The organism is Arthrobacter zhaoxinii, from assembly GCF_024385505.1.
Classification (GTDB): Bacteria; Actinomycetota; Actinomycetes; order Actinomycetales; family Micrococcaceae; genus Arthrobacter_B; species Arthrobacter_B zhaoxinii.
Genome location: NZ_JANFLT010000005.1, coordinates 433517 through 450554 on the forward strand (window position 1 = coordinate 433517; position 17038 = coordinate 450554).

Below are 17038 nucleotides of genomic sequence, written 5' to 3' on the forward strand. Positions count from 1 at the left end.
TCCCGCCGCTTCGGGGACGGGCCGGGGACGGTCCGGGCTACCCTGCGCGGACCGTTCCGTCCTTCACTTCCCAGCGTCGGTCCAGGCGCACGTTCTCCAGCAGCCGGCGGTCGTGGGACACCAGCAGCAGTGCTCCTTCATAGCTTTCCAGCGCCTCTTCGAGCTGCTCAATGGCGGGCAGGTCCAGATGGTTGGTGGGCTCGTCCAGGACCAGCAGGTTCACGCCGCGGGCCTGCAGGAGAGCCAGCGAAGCGCGGGTACGCTCCCCCGGAGACAGTGCGTCAACCCGGCTGGACACCTGGTCCGCCTTGAGCCCGAACTTGGCAAGCAGGGTCCGCGCTTCCGCGGAGGAGAGTTCCGGAACGGCGGCTTCAAAGGCCTCCCCGAGCGGCAGATGCGCAGGGAGCTGGCCGCGGCCCTGGTCGATCTCCCCCACGGCCACGGAGGCGCCCAAGGAGGCGGTGCCGGAGTCGGGCACCTCACGTCCCAGCAGCAGCTGCAGCAGAGTGGATTTCCCGGCGCCGTTGGGACCGGTAATGCCGATCCGCTCCCCCGCGTTGACCTGCACCGACACGGGGCCCAGGGTGAACCCGCCGCGGTTCAGCACGGCGTCGTTCAGGGTGGAGACCACCGAGCTGGAGCGGGGCGCGGATCCGATGCGCAGCTGCAGCTGCCATTCCTTGCGCGGTTCCTCCACCTCGTCCAGCCGGGCGATGCGGGATTCCATCTGGCGGACCTTCCGCGCCTGTTTTTCGGACGATTCGGTGCTGGCCTTGCGCCGGATCTTGTCATTGTCGGGGTTTTTCTTCATGGCGTTGCGCACGCCCTGCGAACTCCATTCCCGGGTGGTCCGGGCGCGGGAGACCAGATCTGCCTTCTTGTCGGCGAATTCGTCGTAGGCCTCGCGGGCGTGCCGGCGGGCGACGGCGCGTTCCTCCAGGTACGCCTCATAGCCGCCTTCATAGACCGCGGTGCTGTTCTGCGCCAGGTCCAGCTCGACAACCGTCGTCACGCACCGGGCCAGGAATTCGCGGTCATGGGAGACCAGGACGACGCCGCCGCGCAGGCCCCGGACAAACTGTTCCAGGCGTTCCAGCCCGTCCAGGTCGAGGTCATTGGTGGGTTCGTCAAGCAGGACAATGTCGAAGCGGCTCAACAGCAGTGCGGCCAGCGCCACGCGCGCCGCCTGCCCGCCCGAGAGCCCGGCCATTGCGGTGTCCAGGCCGAGCCCCAGACCCAGATCCGCCAGGACCGCAGGTGCCCGGTCCTCCAGATCGGCGGCGCCGGAGGCCAGCCACCGGTCCAGGGCGGCAGCGTAGGTATCGTCAGCACCCGGCAGTTCCGATCCCAGCGCTTCGGCCGCCGTCTCCATCGCCTCGGTGGCAGCTGCCGCCCCGGTGCGGCGGGCCAGATAGCCACCCACGGTTTCGCCGGCCAGCCGGACGTGTTCCTGCGGAAGCCAGCCTACGAAGGCATCAACAGGCGAGGTGCTGACCGTGCCGGCCTGCGGTTCGGCTGCCCCGGCCAGCAGCCTCAGCAGCGTCGATTTTCCGGCACCGTTGGCGCCCACCACACCCACGACATCCCCCGGGGAGACGGTGAGGGAAAGATGCTCGAAAAGGGTGCGGTGCGCGTGGCCGCCGGAAAGGTCCCGGGCGACGAGGGTTGCAGTCATTCCTCCATTCTATTTTGTGTCCGCACCTGTTTTGGCCCGGTTCCGCAGCGGTAAGGTGGCATCTGACCCGCAGCAAAGGACGATCATGACCTCCATGCATCCATCCGGCCCCGGAAACCTTCGGCTGATCTTTCCGCAGTGGCAGGGAGCTGCCGGAGCAGGCGCGGTCGGGTCGCTGCCCGCGGGGCAGCCGCACCAGACCCAGCTCTCCTACCATCTCGGGCCGGCACTGCTCGAGCTGCTTTCCCCCGCGCACGACGGTCCCACGGGTTACGTGACGGTAAGCACAGACACTTCGGATGAGGCCGTGGAGACGGTAAACGGTATTTATGCCCGCTCTGCCGTACTGCGCCAGCTCCGGGACGGGCTGCGGGTGGTGTCCGAACACGCTCCGGCCTCGGTGGTCACCTTCGGCGGGGAATGCTCGGTGTCCGTGGCGCCCTTCAGCTACCTTGCCTCGCGATACGGAGCGGATCTGGCGGTGCTGTGGGTGGACGCGCACCCTGACACCGGGATGCCGGGTGACAGCTATACCGGCTTCCGTTCGATGTCCCTGGCAACCCTCGCCGGAGAGGGCGACCCGGAATTCCTCGCCGCCCTCCCCGCGGTGGTGCCGCCGTCGAATATCCTCCACGTCGGCCTGCAGGACTGGCAGGACCCCGGCATTGCCAACAAACAGCGGATGGGCATCGCCAGCGTCGGAATCACGGACACCCCGGAGGACACCCGGAAGATCCTGGATTGGCTGGCACTGACGGGCGCCGCCAAACTGGCTGTCCATGTTGACCTGGATGTGCTGGACCGGCGGGACTTCTCCGGGGCCACGGGCGGCGGCACCCGCGGTATGCGGGTGCCTGATCTGCTGCGGATCATCGATGCCCTGGGCGATGCCGGCGAGATAGTGGGCCTCTCCCTGGCCCAGCACGCGCCGCTGGAGCTCCTTCGGCTGGGCGGACTGCTTCGGGACCTTCCGGTCTAGGTCAGCGGAAGCCGCGGTAGCCGTTCCAGGCCTCCCGGCGGGCCCGGTGCGGATCCAGCATGACCCGGTCGGTGCTGTCGAAGATCTTGGTTGTCCGGGTTCCGGTGTTGTAGCCCGGCCAGAGTCCGGGACTTCCTGTACGGGCAAACCGCAGCAGGGCTCCGCGGAAGCGGTTGCCGACGGACACTGCGGTCCGCCTGCCGCCCGCCAGGGTCAGGAACCGGCCCACGCCGTCGTCGTAGTTGCCGAATACCGCGGGGATGTCCATGGCGTGGGTGGCGCCCATCCCGAGCAGGTTTGCCATCCGCGGGGCGTAGTCGAACCGGTAGGACCACGTGGGGGCGTGGGCGGAGTGCGCCTCCGCCACCTGGACGCTGGGCAGCCAGAAGACGGCGTCGCCGCCCACGTCCACGGCGGCGCGCCGGGCCGGATAGCCGGGGTAGGCCGCGAGGACCTGGTCCTTCAGCTCCGGTTCGGTGCGGGCAAACATGGTGTCGATCCGTTCCACCGTGGTCGGGAGGATGTCCTGCACCCGGTCGAACAGCGCACCCTCGCGGAACATGTTGCCGATGACCAGGGGGATGCGGTGTGCCTTTCCCGCCCGGAAGGCATCGATGGGATGCAGCGGAAGGAACTCGCCGTCGACCACCGGCGCCACCGCCCGGGCGCCGGGCTCGGACTCCGGCGTGACCCTGCGGGTGAGCCTGCCCACCGCTTCCACCAGGCGCTGCGCAGGCAGCGTAGCCAGGGCATCCGGTGCGTCCTGCTCCCGCACCCCCATCAGGTCCATCAGGGTGCCGGCCCACTTTTCCGGCAGCCCGGGGCCGTAGGCGGTGGCCGGTGCCGAGCTCTGGACGAAGGCCCGGTGGAAGAGTCCTTCGGCGGACGGAACGCACATCAGCGCGGTAATCGACATACCGCCGGCAGACTCGCCGAAAACCGTGACGTTGTCCGGGTCGCCGCCGAAGCCTGCAATGTTGCGCTGCACCCAGCGCAGGGCAGCGACCTGGTCCGCCAGTCCGACGTTGACGTCAAGAGGCCGGCCGGGTGTCGAATACTTGCGGAAGTCCATCCAGCCGAGGGCGCCCAGCCGGTAGTTCATGCAGACGTAGACCACGTCCCCGTGCTTCACCAGGTTCCGGCCGTCGTAGGCCGGGGACGACGCCGCGCCGATGGTGAATGCTCCGCCGTAGAAGTACACCAGGACGGGGCGGGGCGGCGCGTTATGCAACGGGGCCGTGACATTGATGGTGAGGCAGTCCTCGTCCATGGGTGTCTTCCGGCCGGCGCCCATGGACGGCAGGCCGCGTTCCTGCGGCGGGACCGGGCCGTAACGGGCGGCGTCCAGCGTCCCTTTCCAGGGCTGCACGGGCCGGGGCCGGCGCAGCCGCGCCTCCCCGGTCGGCGGCGCTGCGTACGGGATTCCCCGCCACGTCCGCACGCCGTCGGCGAGTGTCCCCCGCACCGTTCCCTCCGCCGTCTGCACAGTGAGGTCCGGCGGTGCCGTAGTTGTTGCCACAGTGTTCCTTCCGAGATTTAGGCGCCCTGCGCGATCATAAGCACGCCCCTGAGCCCGCCGCCATCCCCGCGGTGCTATTCGCCGCCGTCAGCTAAGCCCTCGGCGGACGCCGGGCGGAATCCCGGCAAAAAAAGGACAGCATGCTTATGGTGGAAGGACCGCTATCAACTGAAGGAGTGCAATATGTCCCGCATCGCCATTATCGGAGGCCACGGAAAAGTAGCCCTGCACCTGGCCCGCCGGCTCAGCGACAAGGGCCACAGCGTCACCTCGCTCTTCCGCAACCCGGACCACGCAGCCGAAGTTGAACAGACCGGCGCAGCGGCCGTGGTGGCCGACGTCGAAAACCTCTCCACGGAACAGATCACGGAACTGCTTCGCGGCCAGGACGCCGTCGTCTGGAGCGCAGGTGCCGGCGGCGGTACTCCCGAACGTACCTTTGCCGTGGACCGTGACGCCGCGATCCGTTCCATGGACGCCGCGGAAGCAGCCGGAGCGGACCGCTATGTGATGGTTTCCTACTTCGGTGCCGGCAAGGACCACGGCGTTCCCGAAGATGACGGCTTCTTTGCCTACGCAGAGGCCAAAGCCGACGCCGACGAGCACCTGCGTGCCAGCCGCCTGAACTGGACCATCCTCGGCCCCAGCGCGCTGACTCTGGATCCCGGCACGGGCCGGATTGAAACCGGCGCCGGTGTGGAGGGCGGATCCGTTTCGCGTGAGGACGTTGCCCACGTGGCGGCCGAAGTCCTCGAACGCCCCGAAACCGCCGGAAAAACCATCGAGTTCAACAACGGTTCCACTCCGGTGGCTGAGGCCCTGGACTCGCTCACCTAACCGGTCCACCAACAGCAACGGCAGCCGCACCTGCGGCTGCCGTTGTCATGTGTTCGGTGCTAGCCCGTGATCTTGTACTTTTCGCGGTCCGCGGCGTCGAGGACCTGCTGCTCCTCCACGGCCATGGCGCTGCCGCCGCGGCTCCGCGGCATCCACCACGCACCGGGTTCGGGCGTCACGGGGTAGGTATCGATGCAGTAATCAATTCCCTCCTGCAGTTCCTCCTGCAGCCGGCGGGTCTCTGCGACGACGTCGGCATCCTTTTCGACGCGCATGATTTCACCGACGTGCACGCGGACCGGGTTTTTCCAAGCGGCCTTGATGCTCAGGCCGTGCCCGCGGGTCAGCATGCGGTGGCCGCCCCAAACGGATACCGGAATGATCGGGACGCCGGCCTCGGCGGCCATGCGCACGGCGCCGGTCTTCAGCTGCCGCACGGTGAAGCTGCGGCTGACGCCTGCCTCGGGCAGCACCGCCAGGTAATCGCCGCCGCGCAGCTTTTCAACGGACTCCTTGTAGGCTGCTGCCCCGTCGGCACGGTCCACCACAATGTGCTCACACCAGTCGCAGACGGCCTTGACGAACTTCTTTTTGGTGGCCTTCTTGGTGACGAGGAACCGCATGTGGACCTTCAGCTTCCGCCACATCAGCAGCTCGGCAAAGGCAAAGTCCAGGTAGCCGAAATGCGTAATGGCCACCACTGCCCCCTTGCCGGGGACGACGGTGCGGTTCAGGCCGTGGATGTCCTCGTGGGCGGGAAGGTTCTCCAGGCCGGAGGGGATTACGGGAACCCTGAAGAGGCTGCGGGCAGTGAGGCCCGTGAATACGATGCCTCGATAGACGAACTTGTTGGGGTTACGCTTTGCGGGCAACGTCGGCTCCTGAGTAGGGGGATTTCGGGGCAGGCAAAGGAATTCTACCGCGGAGGCGGACGGCGGCAGACCCGCCGGTCCGCCTCGCGGGCAAATGGCCGGACACCGCGGTCCGGGCCACCGGAACAGGCGACGGCGAATGGTTTGACGGTTATCTTTTAGCCATGGTGATACGCGGGAGGTTCGCTGGCAAAGGGTCTCCCGGCAGGGTGCGCACCGTACCGCCCGCGACGGCGGATCCTGCAGCGGTCCGCGACGCGGAACTGGGCGAGGTCGACTGGTTCGCGCTTCCGGACGGTGCGGTCCGTTCGCGGTTCCCCGCCCCCAGCGGGCCGCTGGCTGCCGTGAGCATGGGAGACCCGGGCGGGCCTGCGGTGGTCCTCGTGCCCGGAGCCATGGGGTCAAAGGAGGACTTCTCGTTGATGCTGCCGGAGCTTGCATCTGCAGGGTATTTCGCCTTCACCTTTGATCTTGCCGGCCAGTACGAATCCGCCGGCGCCGGCCCGGAGCACCTGTGCCCGCCGCGCCCCCGGTACGACTACGACCTGTTCACGGGCGATCTCGCGGCAGTGCTGTCCGCCTACGGCCCGGCCCACGTGGTGGGCTATTCCTTTGCCGGCATCGTCGCCCAGCTGACACTGCTCCAGCGGCCGGACCTGTTCCGCAGCATCACCCTGCTCGGCTGCCCGCCCCGGGGCGGGCAGAGTTTCCGCGGGGTGAGCCGCATCGGCTGGGCTTCTCCCCTGGTCGGGGACAGGATCAGTGCCGACCTGATCGTCTGGGGTGTGCAGCGCAATTTCATCCATGCGCCCCCCGGGCGGATGGCCCTGGTCGCCCACCGGTTTACGCTGACCCGGAAGGAGTCGATCCGGGACATGGTGGGACTGATGCGCCATGCCCCGGACCTGCGGACCCCGCTGGCCGCCGCCGGCGTGCCGAAGTTCGTGGCCGTCGGCGAGCATGATGTCTGGCCGCTGAGGCTGCACCGGGAATTTGCGGCCGATATCGGTGCGTCGTTTGCCGCCTACGGCAGCGGGCACAGCCCCAGCGAGGAATCGCCCTACCAGTTCACGCGCGACCTGCTGCGCCTTTTCGGTTCCGCCGCCTGAAGCCGCAGAGCCGCTCCCGCCGGCGCCGGCACGGCGGCTCCTGCTCGAAGTCGACCCTGAAGGTGGCGTAGGCCATGGCCAGCCGCCGGCCCAGCCCCCGCCACGTGGCAAAGGGCCGGGCCGAGACGCCCACGCGCAGGTCTCGGTCCCAGCGGATCCGCATCCCGGGGCGGAGCTGGTAACAGAGGTCGAGGTCATCATGCACCCGGGGATTGCCCCGGTGCACCCGGCCCCGCAAGCGGTTCCACATGCTGCGGTGCAGGCCGAAGTTGGAGCCGAAGAGGGGCGGATGTCCCAGCAGCAGGGTCATGGACCAGCGGTAGCCGCCGATGTAGAGGGTTTGGGCTATCCACCGGATCACCGGGCCGGAACCGTAGAACTCCCCCGGTCCGGTCACCGCGGTGTCTTCCCCCGCGGCGAGGAGGTCAGCTTCCAGCCGTGCCAGCCAGTGCGGCGGTGGAACCGAATCAGCGTCCAGCCGGGCCAGCCATTCCCCGCGCGCCTCATCAAAGCCGCGGAAGGTAGCGGAGGCAACCCCGACCTCCGGCTCGTAGATCCGGCGGACTCCCGCCGCCCGGCAGACATCCGGCGTCGCGTCGGTGCTGGCGTTGTCCACCACCAGCACCTCGTCCGGCGGCCGGGTCTGCCGGGCCACCGCCCGCAGGCAGGCGGCAAGCATGGCGGCGTCGTTATGGGAAGGGATTACCACTGTGATGGTCGACATCGCGTCCTGGCTGCCGGTTGTGCTGCCTGCCCTCCGATTCTGCCACCGTGCCCCTTTCTCCGGCCATGGCACGGACAGCGGGGACCGGCCGGACCAGCGAAGCCGGCAACGGTGCATCCCGGACCGTCCGTCGTCCAGCCCGCCGTCACGCGGCTTAACCCGCAGACATGCTGGGCCACAATCCTTGGCGGCGGGAAACCGGCCCAACTAGCGTTGCATAGCCGCGGCATCCTGCGGCGGAATCCTCTTTCCCCCTCTAGGAGCAGTTTCCATGCTTATTTCAGGCCTGGTGGTCGGGCTGGCGCTCGGGTTCGTTATGCAGCGCGGCAGATTCTGCGTCACCGGCGCCTTCCGGGACGTCTGGGTCACGCGCAATACCCGATGGCTCACCGCCTTCCTCGTGGTGGTGGCCGTGCAGAGCGTCGGCGTATTCGCGCTGGACGCCGCAGGCATCATCACCCTGCAGGCCGAGGCATTTCCCTGGCTGGCCACCATCGTGGGCGGCTTCATCTTCGGTTTTGCCATTGTGCTGGCCGGCGGATGCGCCACCGGAACCTACTACCGCGCCGGCGAAGGCCTGGTCGGCAGCTGGCTCGCACTGATCTCCTACGCCCTGTTCGCCGCGGTCATGAAGACCGGTCCCCTGTCCGGATTCAACACCGCCATGCGGTCCGTCACCGTGGAGCAGAGCAACTTCTACTCCGTTCTGGGAATCTCACCGTGGCTGCTGGTGGCGGTGCTCGTGGCGGCCGTGGCGCTGGCTGTCCGGCATCACCTGGCCAAGCCCAAATTCACCATGGCGGCCCTGCCGGCGTCGAAGACCGGGTTGGCGCACCTTCTGTTTGAAAAGCCGTGGAACGCCTTCGCCACCGCCGTCGTCATCGGCCTCATCGCCACGGCTGCGTGGCCGCTGAGCTGGGCCACCGGCCGCGAGGACGGCCTGGGCATCACCACCCCGTCCTCCAAGCTGGTCAGCTACCTGGTGACCGGTGACGCGGAGCTCGTGGACTGGGGCGTGTACCTGGTCATCGGCATCCTGCTCGGCTCCTTCATTGCCGCCAAGGGCAGCGGCGAATTCCGGGTCCGGGTGCCCGACGCCGCCACGGCAGTAAAGAGCCTCGGCGGCGGTGCCCTGATGGGCATCGGCGCAGCACTGGCCGGCGGCTGCACCATCGGCAACGCCATGGTGCAGACGGCCCAGTTCACCTTCCAGGGCTGGACCGCGCTGATCTTCATGATCCTCGGCACCGGCGTTGCCGCGAAACTCACCATCATGAACCGCCGCCCGGCGCCTGCCTCCGCACGCGTCCCCGCCGGCGTCTAATCCCCTCCAAGCTAGAAAAGGAAACACACCATGGCACAGGTCACCCTGGAAACCAACGGATCCGTCTGCCCCTTCCCCCTCGTGGAGGCCAAGCAGGCCATGACAACGCTGACGAACGGCGACGAACTCGTCATCCACTTTGACTGCACCCAGGCCACGGACGCGATTCCGCGCTGGGCAGCCGAGAGCGGCTACCCGGTCACGGATTTCTCCAAGCGCGGCCCGGCAGAGTGGTCCATCACGGTGCAGAAGGCCTAATCCTTCCGGCGGGCCCGGCTGGGCTGCACCCGAGGCGGCTCCCCCGGCATCTTCGGATAGTCCGGCGGGAAGGGCAGCTCGCCCAGCCCGTTGGCCAGGTCCCGCTCCCACCAGCCCAGCAGGACGTCGATGGACCCCGGCCGGGCGGCCATGTCCGCCCAGGGATCCCCTATAGTACGCAGGCGCTCCGGAACGGTCTGCATGGTGAAGTCTGCAGGATGCACCCGCTCCAGCTCCTCCCACGTGACGGGGCAGGAGACGGGTGCGTTCGGGAGTGCCCGGGGGCTGTAGGCGCCGGCCATGGTGCGGTCACGGTTGGCCTGGTTGAAGTCCACGAACACGCGTTCGCCGCGTTCTTCCTTCCACCAGGCCGTGGTCACCTTGTCCGGCATCCGGCGCTCCACCTCCCGGGCCGCGGCGATGACGGCGTGCCGGACGTCCAGGAATTCATAGTCCGGCCGGATCGGGGCGAACAGATGGATGCCGCGGTTGCCCGAGGTCTTGATGAACGCCTCCAGTCCGGCCTCGGCGAGGATGGACCGCAGCTCCCGGGCCGGCCGGACGGCGTCGTCAAAGTCCGTGCCCGGCTGGGGATCCAGGTCAATGCGCAGCTGGTCCGGGTTGTCCGTGTTGTCCGCCCGCGAGGGCCAGGGATGGAACACCACCGTGTTCATCTGCGCGGCCCACACCGCGGCGGCCGGCTCGTCCAGCACCACCTGCGGGTGTGACCGGGCGCTGGGGTACGTGACGGTGACCGAGCGCATCCAGTCCGGCATGCCGCGCGGCGGGTTCTTGGAGAAAAAGACTTCCCCGCCGATGCCCTCCGGGAACCGCTCCAGCGAGACGGGCCGCCCGCCGTTGGCCCGGATGAAGGCATCACCGACTTCCGCGAAATAACGGGCCAGATCCAGTTTGGTGATGCCGGGTTCAGGCCAGATGACCCGTCCGGGGCTGGAGATGCGGACCTGCCGATCCCCTTCCGGGCCGGGGACGGTCAGGGTGGTTTCCTCGCGTGCCATGGTGCTGCTTTCCCTTGACGGAGCCGTGTGGGAAAGAGGCTACCGTGTCAGCCGGCCGGAACACCCGGGGGCTTACTCCACCGGTGTGCCGGGGCGGTAGTTCTTCCGGCCGTGCACAAAGTAGTAGAGCACGGTGGACGCCAGCAGGACGGCGGCGAGCAGCCAGTACATTCCGTGGAAGCCCGTGAACGGCAGGAGCGCACCCAGCAGCAGCGGGCCGAGGCCCACGCCCGCGTCCATGAGGATGAAGAAGGTGGAGGTGGCCAGGCCGATCCTGGCAGCCGGCGCCATGCTCACGGCAATCGCCTGGGCACACGGCATCAGGGCACCGAAACCGAAGCCCACGAAGATTCCGGCCGCCGCCATCACCGTGTCATTCGGGGCGTAGGCCAGGAGGGCCAGGCCGACGGCAAAGGACACCAGGGTCGGGTAGACCACGGCGTTGTCGCCGTGCCGGTCCTGGATGCGTCCTACAAAGAGCCGCGAGACCAGCACGACGCCGGCGTAGACCACAAAGAAGAGGCTGGCACCGAGCGCCAGGCCTTCGCTCTGCGCGTAGGAGTTGAGGAAGGACAGGATGCCTGCGTACGCCGCACCGGCAATGAACATCACCGAGGCAATGGCAAGTGCGGACGGATCGATGATGTCCGTCAGGTGCATCCGCCACTTGTTCTTCTGTTCCTCGGGGCCGGGTATGCGTTCGGGCAGCCGCAGCACCAGGGAGAGCGCCAGGGCGACGGCGGCACAGCCGGCGGCGAACAGAAACAGGGCGCGGTAGCTGACGGAGTTCACCAGGAACACGGCCAGGAAGGGGCCGATTGCCGTGGCCAGGGTGGTGGAGATACCGAAATAGCCGGTTCCCTCACCGCGCCGGTGTACGGGAATGAGCCCCATGACCGAGGCGGAGATACTCGTACTCGCCGCTCCGAAGGCCATGCCGTGCAGTATCCGCACGGCCAGCAGCAGTGCCAGGTTCGAGGCCGGAATGTAGAGCAGCGAAGCGGCCACGAAGACCGCGAGGCTGATCACCAGCAGGCGCCGGCGTCCTACGAAGTCCAGGAACTTACCCGCAAACACGCGCGCCGCAAGGGCGCCGAGGACGAAGGACCCGGAGGCGAATCCGGCCGCGCCGTCCGAGGCGGCGAACTCCTGCACCGCGTAAAGCGCCATGGTGGTCATCAACAGATAAAACACCAGTGAAATAAAGAGATTGGTGATGATCGCCAGCACAAATCCCCTGGTCCATAATTTCGAACCGCTGCCAGCCACTGCTCACTCCTGTTTGTCGACATCTGCCGCCCATATTGAAAGGCTGCCTAACAATTCTACGCGCAGCCGGACGCGGCCAGGGCGCGCAAAACAGCGCCTCTTTTCGTGATCCCGCGCACATTCCCTTTCCTGATGATGCTGCCGGGATGCATGGGAACCCAGGTGTCACTTCCGTAACCGCGGCCGTTTTTTGCGGTCCCGAATATCGGACGGGAAGCCCTCGGAGTACTGTCCCCTGGTGCCCCTGTTGCCCGCGGGATTACAGGGATTTCACCTGCACGTTCGCCGAAGTTGGGACAGACCGGCGATCCTTGTTAAAATCGAGTTGGATGTTGTGCGAAGTGGCAGGTGTCGGGCAAATCGAGTAGCATACCGCGCCCCCGATCACACGCCCAAGAGAAGCAGATCACATAATGGTTATCCAACCGTAACTATCCAGTACGGTTATACCCATGCCGCTTTCTGATGCGGCTCCCCCGGGCTTGTTACCTAGCTCTGCCGCTGGTCCCGGGGTCCACAGATCGCACAACCACGGCAGAGGCGGGGGAACCATTTACGGGTTCCTGGAATCCTTGGGGTTAAGTCGACCGGTTTCCACCGGCGGCCGGGTGTCTCCCATCCGAATCCGACAGCTCACCTCGCAGGTATCGGGAGAGGTTATTACATGACTTTCAACAAGACTCGTGGACGCCACCGCGCCGAGAACATCGACGCACGCTCCACCATCGCACAGGCTGTTGCAGGCCGCGGCCGCACCATCGGAAGCACCGCTGCTGTAGTAGTGGCCGGTTCCGGCCTCATGCTCGGCATGGCCGCTCCGGCCTCCGCCGGTGTTGTCGCCAACGACAACTTCACCCCGGCACAGGCTGTTGCTCCGGTTGCCCCGGCCGCTCCGCTTGCTGCCCCCGCAGCTGCTGCCGCCACCCACACCGTGATCTCCGGTGACACCCTGGGCCAGATCGCCGCCGCTTACGGCGTTGGCCTGGACACCCTGCTGTCCCTGAACGGCCTGTCCCTGGCCTCCGTGATCTACCCCGGTGATGTCATCACCCTTGCCGGCGAGGCCGCTCCGGCGATCGCCGCTGCACCCGCTGCGTCCTACGCACCGGTTGCCGCACCGGCCGCCGCAGCCGCGCCGGCTGAGGCCGCCAACCTCGGCGTCGTCACCACGCAGGGAACGTCATTCTCCGCTCCCGCTGCCTCCGGCACCAACGCCATCATGCTGGCTTCGGCTCAGTCGCAGCTGGGCGCAGCCCAGGACTGCACCGTGCTGGTTGAGGTTGCCCTGCGCGCTGCCGGCCACAACGTGGGAGACCTCGGTCCCGCGCAGCTGGCCGCCTACGGCACCCAGGTCTCCACTCCGGAGCCCGGTGACATGGTCTTCTACGCCGACGGCGGCATGGGCCTGGCCCACATTGCCATCTACGTAGGCAACGGCGAAGCCATCCACAGCGGCTGGAACGGCAACCAGACGGTTGTCCAGTCCGTCAACGTCGGCTCCGGCCCCGTGTTCTACCGCGCATAAGGCTTCCTAGCCCCAACGTGCAAAGATGAGCGCCCGACCCCGTTAGGGGCCGGGCGCTCATTGCGTTAACGGGCAGACCCTGCGCCGGCAGAGTCAGGGCACAAACCGGTACCCCATGCCGTGTTCAGTCAGGAGGTGCGCCGGAGCAGCCGGGTCACTCTCCAGTTTCCGCCGCAGCTGCCCGATGTACAGGCGCAGGTAGCCGGAGTCCGTGGTGCCCGGACCCCAGACGTTGGTCAACAGCGTCTGCTGGGTGATCAGCATCCCCGGATGGGCGAGCAGCTCCGCCAGGAACCGCCACTCGGTGGGGGTGAGGCGGATGTCCGAGCCGTCGTCGAGCCGGGCGATCCGCCGCGCGGCCAGATCCACCCGCACCGCCCCGAAGGTGATTTCGCTGGGCCCCGCAGCGGACGGGGACCGGCGCGACAGCGCACGGATCCGGGCCAGCAGTTCCTCGGTGGAGAACGGCTTGGTGACGTAGTCATCCGCTCCGAGATCCAGTGCCCGGACCTTGTCCGCCGGATCGATCCGGCCGGACACCACCAGGATCGGCACGGCGCTCCAGCCGCGGACGGCTTCAATGACGTCCATCCCGCTCAGTCCCGGCATGCCCAGGTCCAGCACCAGCAGGTCCGGATGGGTGTCCACCGCCTTGCGGATGGCGGCGCCTCCGCTTTCCGCGGTCACCACCTCGTATCCGTACGCGCTCAGGGTGATCCGCAGTGCCCGGAGGATCTGTACGTCGTCGTCGGCGACCAGGATCTTCATCCGGCCACCGCCGACAGTCCGCCCGCGGGGATGCGGGGTGCGGCAACCGGCAGTGAGAGGACCATGGTCAGTCCGCCGCCGGGGGTGTCTTCAGTTTCCAGTGTTCCGCCCATTCCTTCCGTGAATCCCTTGGCCAGGGCCAGGCCCAGGCCGAGCCCGGTGGAGTTGTCTATGTCCCCCAGCCGCTGGAACGGGACAAAAATTTCGCCCCGCCGCTGTTCGGGAACGCCCGGTCCTGAGTCTATGACGCGGATTTCCACCCGCCCGGCAAACTCACTGACCGACAGCACGCACCGCATGCCCGCCGGGCTGAAGCGCACCGCGTTGGCCAGCAGGTTGACCAGCACCCGCTGCAGGAGCACAGGATCGGCCAGGACCACGCGCGGCGCAGCAGGGATTTCGAGTTCCACCTCCGCCGGGCCCAGTTCCAGCTCCTCGAGCGCCGGCAGCACCGCATCGGCGACGTTCAGCGGCTCCAGGCTCACCCCGACGACGCCCGCCTGCAGCCTGCTGACGTCCAGCAGGCTGGTGACGAGTCCGGACAGGGAGGCGAGGGATTCCTCGGCGGTGGCCAGCAGCTCGTTCCGGTCCTGCTCGGACCAGGTGACGTCCGTTGCCCGCAGGCTGGTGACGGCGGCCGTTGCGGCCGTGAGCGGACGGCGCAGGTCATGCCCGACGGCGGCCAGCAGCGCCGTGCGGACCTTGTCCGCTTCGGCCAGCGGGCCCAGTCCCCGAGCGGTTTCGGTCAGTTCCCGGTGCTCCAGCGCTGCCTCCAGCTGGGCGGTAATGACCGCCAGCAGGCGCCGGTCCGACGCCGCCAGTTCACGGCCCCACAAGTCCAGGAAGCACCGCTCCCCGACCGGCAGCCGGGTGAAGGCCGGGTCGTCGGGCGCCACTGACGCCGGCCAGTCGCCGTCGGCGTACAGGTCTTCGCCCTCGGACCGCATGCGCGCGGCGCTGACGTTGAAGGCCTCGCGGGTCCGGCTCACCAGGGCACCCAGTGCGTCCTCCCCGCGCAGCACGCTGCCGGCCACCGAGGCCAGCAGTTCGGACTCCGACGCCGAGCGCCGGGCGGTTCGAGCCCGCCGGGCGGCGGCATCCACCACGTAGCTCACGAGCATGGCGTTAACGATGTAGAGCCCCAGTGCCAGCATGTGCGACGGGGTGGCCACGGTCACGGTGTAGAGCGGAGAGATAAAGAAGAAATCCAGGGTCAGGCCCGAGAGCAGGGCGGCGAACAGCGCCGGCCAGATGCCGCCGACCAGGGCCACCAGGATCACCAGCAGCTGGTAGCTGAGCACGTCGCCAGTGATGGTTTCGGCGCTGCGCACGGACACCAGCCCGGCGGTCAGCAGCGGGCCGCCGATCAGGGCGAAGCCGAAGCCGAGCAGGCGCCGGCGCACCGAGAGGGCACTGCCGAAGTGCGGCAGCACCAGGGTCCGGGCGGCCGCCGAGTGGGAGACCATGTGCACGTCGATGTCACCGGACTCCCGGATGACCGTGGCCCCGATTCCCGGCCCGGACAGCAGCGCCGCGATCCGGGGGCGCCGGCTGACGCCCACCACCAGCTGGGTGGCGTTGACGCTGCGGGCAAAGTCCACCAGTGCCCGCGGAACGTCGTTTCCCACCACCTGGTGGAAGCTGCCGCCGAGCTTCTCCACCAGGAGCCGCTGGGAAGCCAGCTCCCCCGGTTCCGGTCCGCGCAGTCCGTCGGCCCCGGAGACGTGCACGGCCAGCAGCTTGCCGCCGGCGGACCGGGCGGCAATCCGTGCTCCGCGGCGCAGCAGGGTGCGCCCCTCGGGGCCCCCGGTGAGCGCCACCACCACCCGCTCCCGTGCCTCCCATTTGCGGCTGATGCCATGCTCTTCGCGGTAGCGGTTCAGCGCCGAATCCACTTCGTCGGCCAGCCACAACAGGGCCAGCTCGCGCAGGGCCGTCAGGTTTCCGAGACGGAAATAGTTGGACAGGGCGGCGTCGACCCGTTCGGCGGGGTAAATGACGCCGTCGGCCAGACGGCCCCGCAGCGACTGCGGAGTGAGGTCCACCAGCTCCACCTGTTCGGCGCCGCGCAGGACGGCGTCCGGCACGGTTTCGGCCTGCAGAGTGCCGGTGATCTGCTCAATCACGTCGTTCAAGGAGTCAATATGCTGGATGTTCACGGTGGACAGGACGTTGATCCCGGCGTCAAGCAGGGCCTGCACATCCTGCCACCGCTTTTCGTGCTTTCCCCCGGGCACGTTGGTATGGGCGAGTTCGTCCACCAGCGCATATTCGGGCGCCCGCGCCAGGACCGCGGGCAGGTCCATCTCCTGCAGTTCCAGCCCCCGGTGCCGCAGGACCGCGCGCGGGATAGTCTCCAGGCCCTCGGCCACGGCTGCCGTCCCGGCGCGTCCGTGCGTTTCCACCAGCGCGACGACGACGTCGGATCCCTCGTCCCGGAGGCGGCGCCCCTCTTCGAGCATTGCGTAGGTTTTGCCTACACCGGGTGCCGCCCCCAGAAAAACCCTCAACTGTCCTCGCGTCATGGACTAAGTGTCCAGCTCCGCCAGCGAAATGTTCAAAAGCAACACGTTGACGGTGCTGCTGCCGAGAATTCCGGCGAACGGGGCCTGTGTGGCGTCGTCCACCAGGGCAGAGACCTGCTCCGGGTCCAGCCCGCGTTCGGCGGCCACCCGGTCCACCTGCATCCGGGCGTATTCGGGGCTGATGTGCGGATCCAGCCCCGAACCCGATGCCGTGACGGCATCGGCGGGGACATCTTCCGGAGCCACACCTTCCAGCTCTGCCACGGCGCCCCGGCGCTCCGCCACGGCGGCGGCCAGGTCCTCGCTCAGGGGGCCAAGGTTGGAACCGCTGGAGGCGCCGCCGTCGTACCCGTCGCCCGCCGCGGAGGGCCGGGACTGGAACCACTGGGGCAGGGCCGCGCCGTCGGCGTCCGTAAAGGACTGGCCGATCAGCTCCGAACCCACGTCGCTGCCGCCGCTGCTGACCATGGAGCCGTTGGCCCGGCCGTGCAGTGCGGCCTGGCCGATTCCGGCCACTGCCAGCGGATATCCAACGCCGAGCAGGAGCGTGAGCACCGCCAGGACGCGGAGGGAGACGCCAAGCTGGCGCATGCTGCTGCGGACGGGGTTCATTTCCTGCTCCTTGTAAGGGACGT

At 68.0% G+C, this 17038-nt stretch carries 15 protein-coding genes and 1 riboswitch; of the genes, 6 read left to right on the forward strand and 9 right to left on the reverse strand.

Annotated features, from left to right (window positions below; translation table 11 throughout):
• Nucleotides 1-37: 37 nt before the first annotated feature.
• Nucleotides 38-1675 carry a ribosomal protection-like ABC-F family protein gene (gene abc-f, locus NNX37_RS09380; RefSeq protein WP_255792204.1) on the reverse strand — a complete coding sequence of 546 codons (1638 nt, stop codon included), beginning with the start codon at nucleotides 1673-1675 and terminating at the stop codon, nucleotides 38-40.
• Between the two features lie 85 nt (nucleotides 1676-1760).
• Between abc-f and NNX37_RS09385 the strand changes: the two genes are divergently transcribed.
• The gene (locus NNX37_RS09385) at nucleotides 1761-2654 is read left to right on the forward strand and encodes an arginase family protein (RefSeq protein ID WP_255792205.1); all 894 of its coding nucleotides are present in this window, start codon (nucleotides 1761-1763) and stop codon (nucleotides 2652-2654) included.
• Nucleotide 2655: 1 nt separating this feature from the next.
• On the opposite strand, the gene NNX37_RS09390 is transcribed toward NNX37_RS09385, so the two are convergent.
• Complete coding sequence (locus NNX37_RS09390; RefSeq protein WP_255792207.1) at nucleotides 2656-4173, reverse strand: carboxylesterase/lipase family protein; 1518 nt, start codon at nucleotides 4171-4173, stop codon at nucleotides 2656-2658.
• Nucleotides 4174-4356: 183 nt separating this feature from the next.
• Between NNX37_RS09390 and NNX37_RS09395 the strand changes: the two genes are divergently transcribed.
• The gene (locus tag NNX37_RS09395) at nucleotides 4357-5010 is read left to right on the forward strand and encodes an SDR family oxidoreductase (RefSeq protein WP_255792209.1); all 654 of its coding nucleotides are present in this window, start codon (nucleotides 4357-4359) and stop codon (nucleotides 5008-5010) included.
• A 59-nt stretch (nucleotides 5011-5069) separates the two neighbouring features.
• Here NNX37_RS09395 and NNX37_RS09400 read toward each other — a convergent pair whose 3' ends face one another.
• Nucleotides 5070-5882 carry a lysophospholipid acyltransferase family protein gene (locus tag NNX37_RS09400; RefSeq protein ID WP_255792210.1) on the reverse strand — a complete coding sequence of 271 codons (813 nt, stop codon included), beginning with the start codon at nucleotides 5880-5882 and terminating at the stop codon, nucleotides 5070-5072.
• A gap of 209 nt (nucleotides 5883-6091) precedes the next feature.
• Between NNX37_RS09400 and NNX37_RS09405 the strand changes: the two genes are divergently transcribed.
• Entirely contained in the window at nucleotides 6092-6991 is a 900-nt protein-coding gene (locus tag NNX37_RS09405; protein WP_255792211.1) for an alpha/beta fold hydrolase, read from the forward strand.
• Here NNX37_RS09405 and NNX37_RS09410 read toward each other — a convergent pair.
• A complete protein-coding gene (locus NNX37_RS09410) occupies nucleotides 6951-7715 on the reverse strand; it encodes a glycosyltransferase family A protein (protein WP_255792212.1) in 765 nt (254 codons plus the stop codon). The two genes, NNX37_RS09405 and NNX37_RS09410, sit on opposite strands and share 41 nt — an antisense overlap.
• 271 nt (nucleotides 7716-7986) lie before the next feature.
• On the opposite strand from NNX37_RS09410, the gene NNX37_RS09415 reads away from it, so the two are divergent.
• Both NNX37_RS09415 and NNX37_RS09420 read left to right on the forward strand, forming a co-directional pair.
• Nucleotides 7987-9039, forward strand: a complete 1053-nt coding sequence (locus tag NNX37_RS09415) for a YeeE/YedE family protein (RefSeq protein WP_255792214.1) — start codon at nucleotides 7987-7989, stop codon at nucleotides 9037-9039.
• Nucleotides 9040-9069: 30 nt separating this feature from the next.
• Nucleotides 9070-9297 (forward strand): sulfurtransferase TusA family protein, encoded by a 228-nt coding sequence (locus NNX37_RS09420; RefSeq protein WP_255792216.1) that lies wholly within the window; start codon nucleotides 9070-9072, stop codon nucleotides 9295-9297.
• Here the strand turns inward: NNX37_RS09420 and ligD are convergent.
• Entirely contained in the window at nucleotides 9294-10316 is a 1023-nt protein-coding gene (ligD, locus tag NNX37_RS09425) for a non-homologous end-joining DNA ligase (RefSeq protein WP_255792218.1), read from the reverse strand. The genes NNX37_RS09420 and ligD overlap by 4 nt on opposite strands.
• 72 nt (nucleotides 10317-10388) lie before the next feature.
• Nucleotides 10389-11585 (reverse strand): MFS transporter, encoded by a 1197-nt coding sequence (locus tag NNX37_RS09430; RefSeq protein WP_255792220.1) that lies wholly within the window; start codon nucleotides 11583-11585, stop codon nucleotides 10389-10391.
• A gap of 512 nt (nucleotides 11586-12097) precedes the next feature.
• Nucleotides 12098-12246, forward strand: a riboswitch (cyclic di-AMP (ydaO/yuaA leader).
• A 3-nt stretch (nucleotides 12247-12249) separates the two neighbouring features.
• Here NNX37_RS09430 and NNX37_RS09435 point away from each other — a divergent pair.
• Nucleotides 12250-13110: a LysM peptidoglycan-binding domain-containing protein gene (locus tag NNX37_RS09435; RefSeq protein ID WP_255792221.1), complete on the forward strand. Its 861-nt coding sequence runs from the start codon at nucleotides 12250-12252 to the stop codon at nucleotides 13108-13110.
• A 93-nt stretch (nucleotides 13111-13203) separates the two neighbouring features.
• On the opposite strand, the gene NNX37_RS09440 is transcribed toward NNX37_RS09435, so the two are convergent.
• Genes NNX37_RS09440 through kdpC form a run of 3 tightly spaced genes read right to left on the reverse strand, consistent with a single transcriptional unit; the run spans nucleotide 13204 to nucleotide 17015 of the window.
• The gene (locus NNX37_RS09440; RefSeq protein ID WP_255792223.1) at nucleotides 13204-13878 is read right to left on the reverse strand and encodes a response regulator; all 675 of its coding nucleotides are present in this window, start codon (nucleotides 13876-13878) and stop codon (nucleotides 13204-13206) included.
• Entirely contained in the window at nucleotides 13875-16403 is a 2529-nt protein-coding gene (locus tag NNX37_RS09445) for an ATP-binding protein (protein WP_255792225.1), read from the reverse strand. Before NNX37_RS09445 ends, NNX37_RS09440 begins: the two co-directional genes overlap by 4 nt.
• Before the next feature lie 3 nt (nucleotides 16404-16406).
• Nucleotides 16407-17015 (reverse strand): potassium-transporting ATPase subunit KdpC, encoded by a 609-nt coding sequence (kdpC, locus tag NNX37_RS09450; protein WP_255792227.1) that lies wholly within the window; start codon nucleotides 17013-17015, stop codon nucleotides 16407-16409.
• Between the last annotated feature and the right edge of the window lie 23 nt (nucleotides 17016-17038).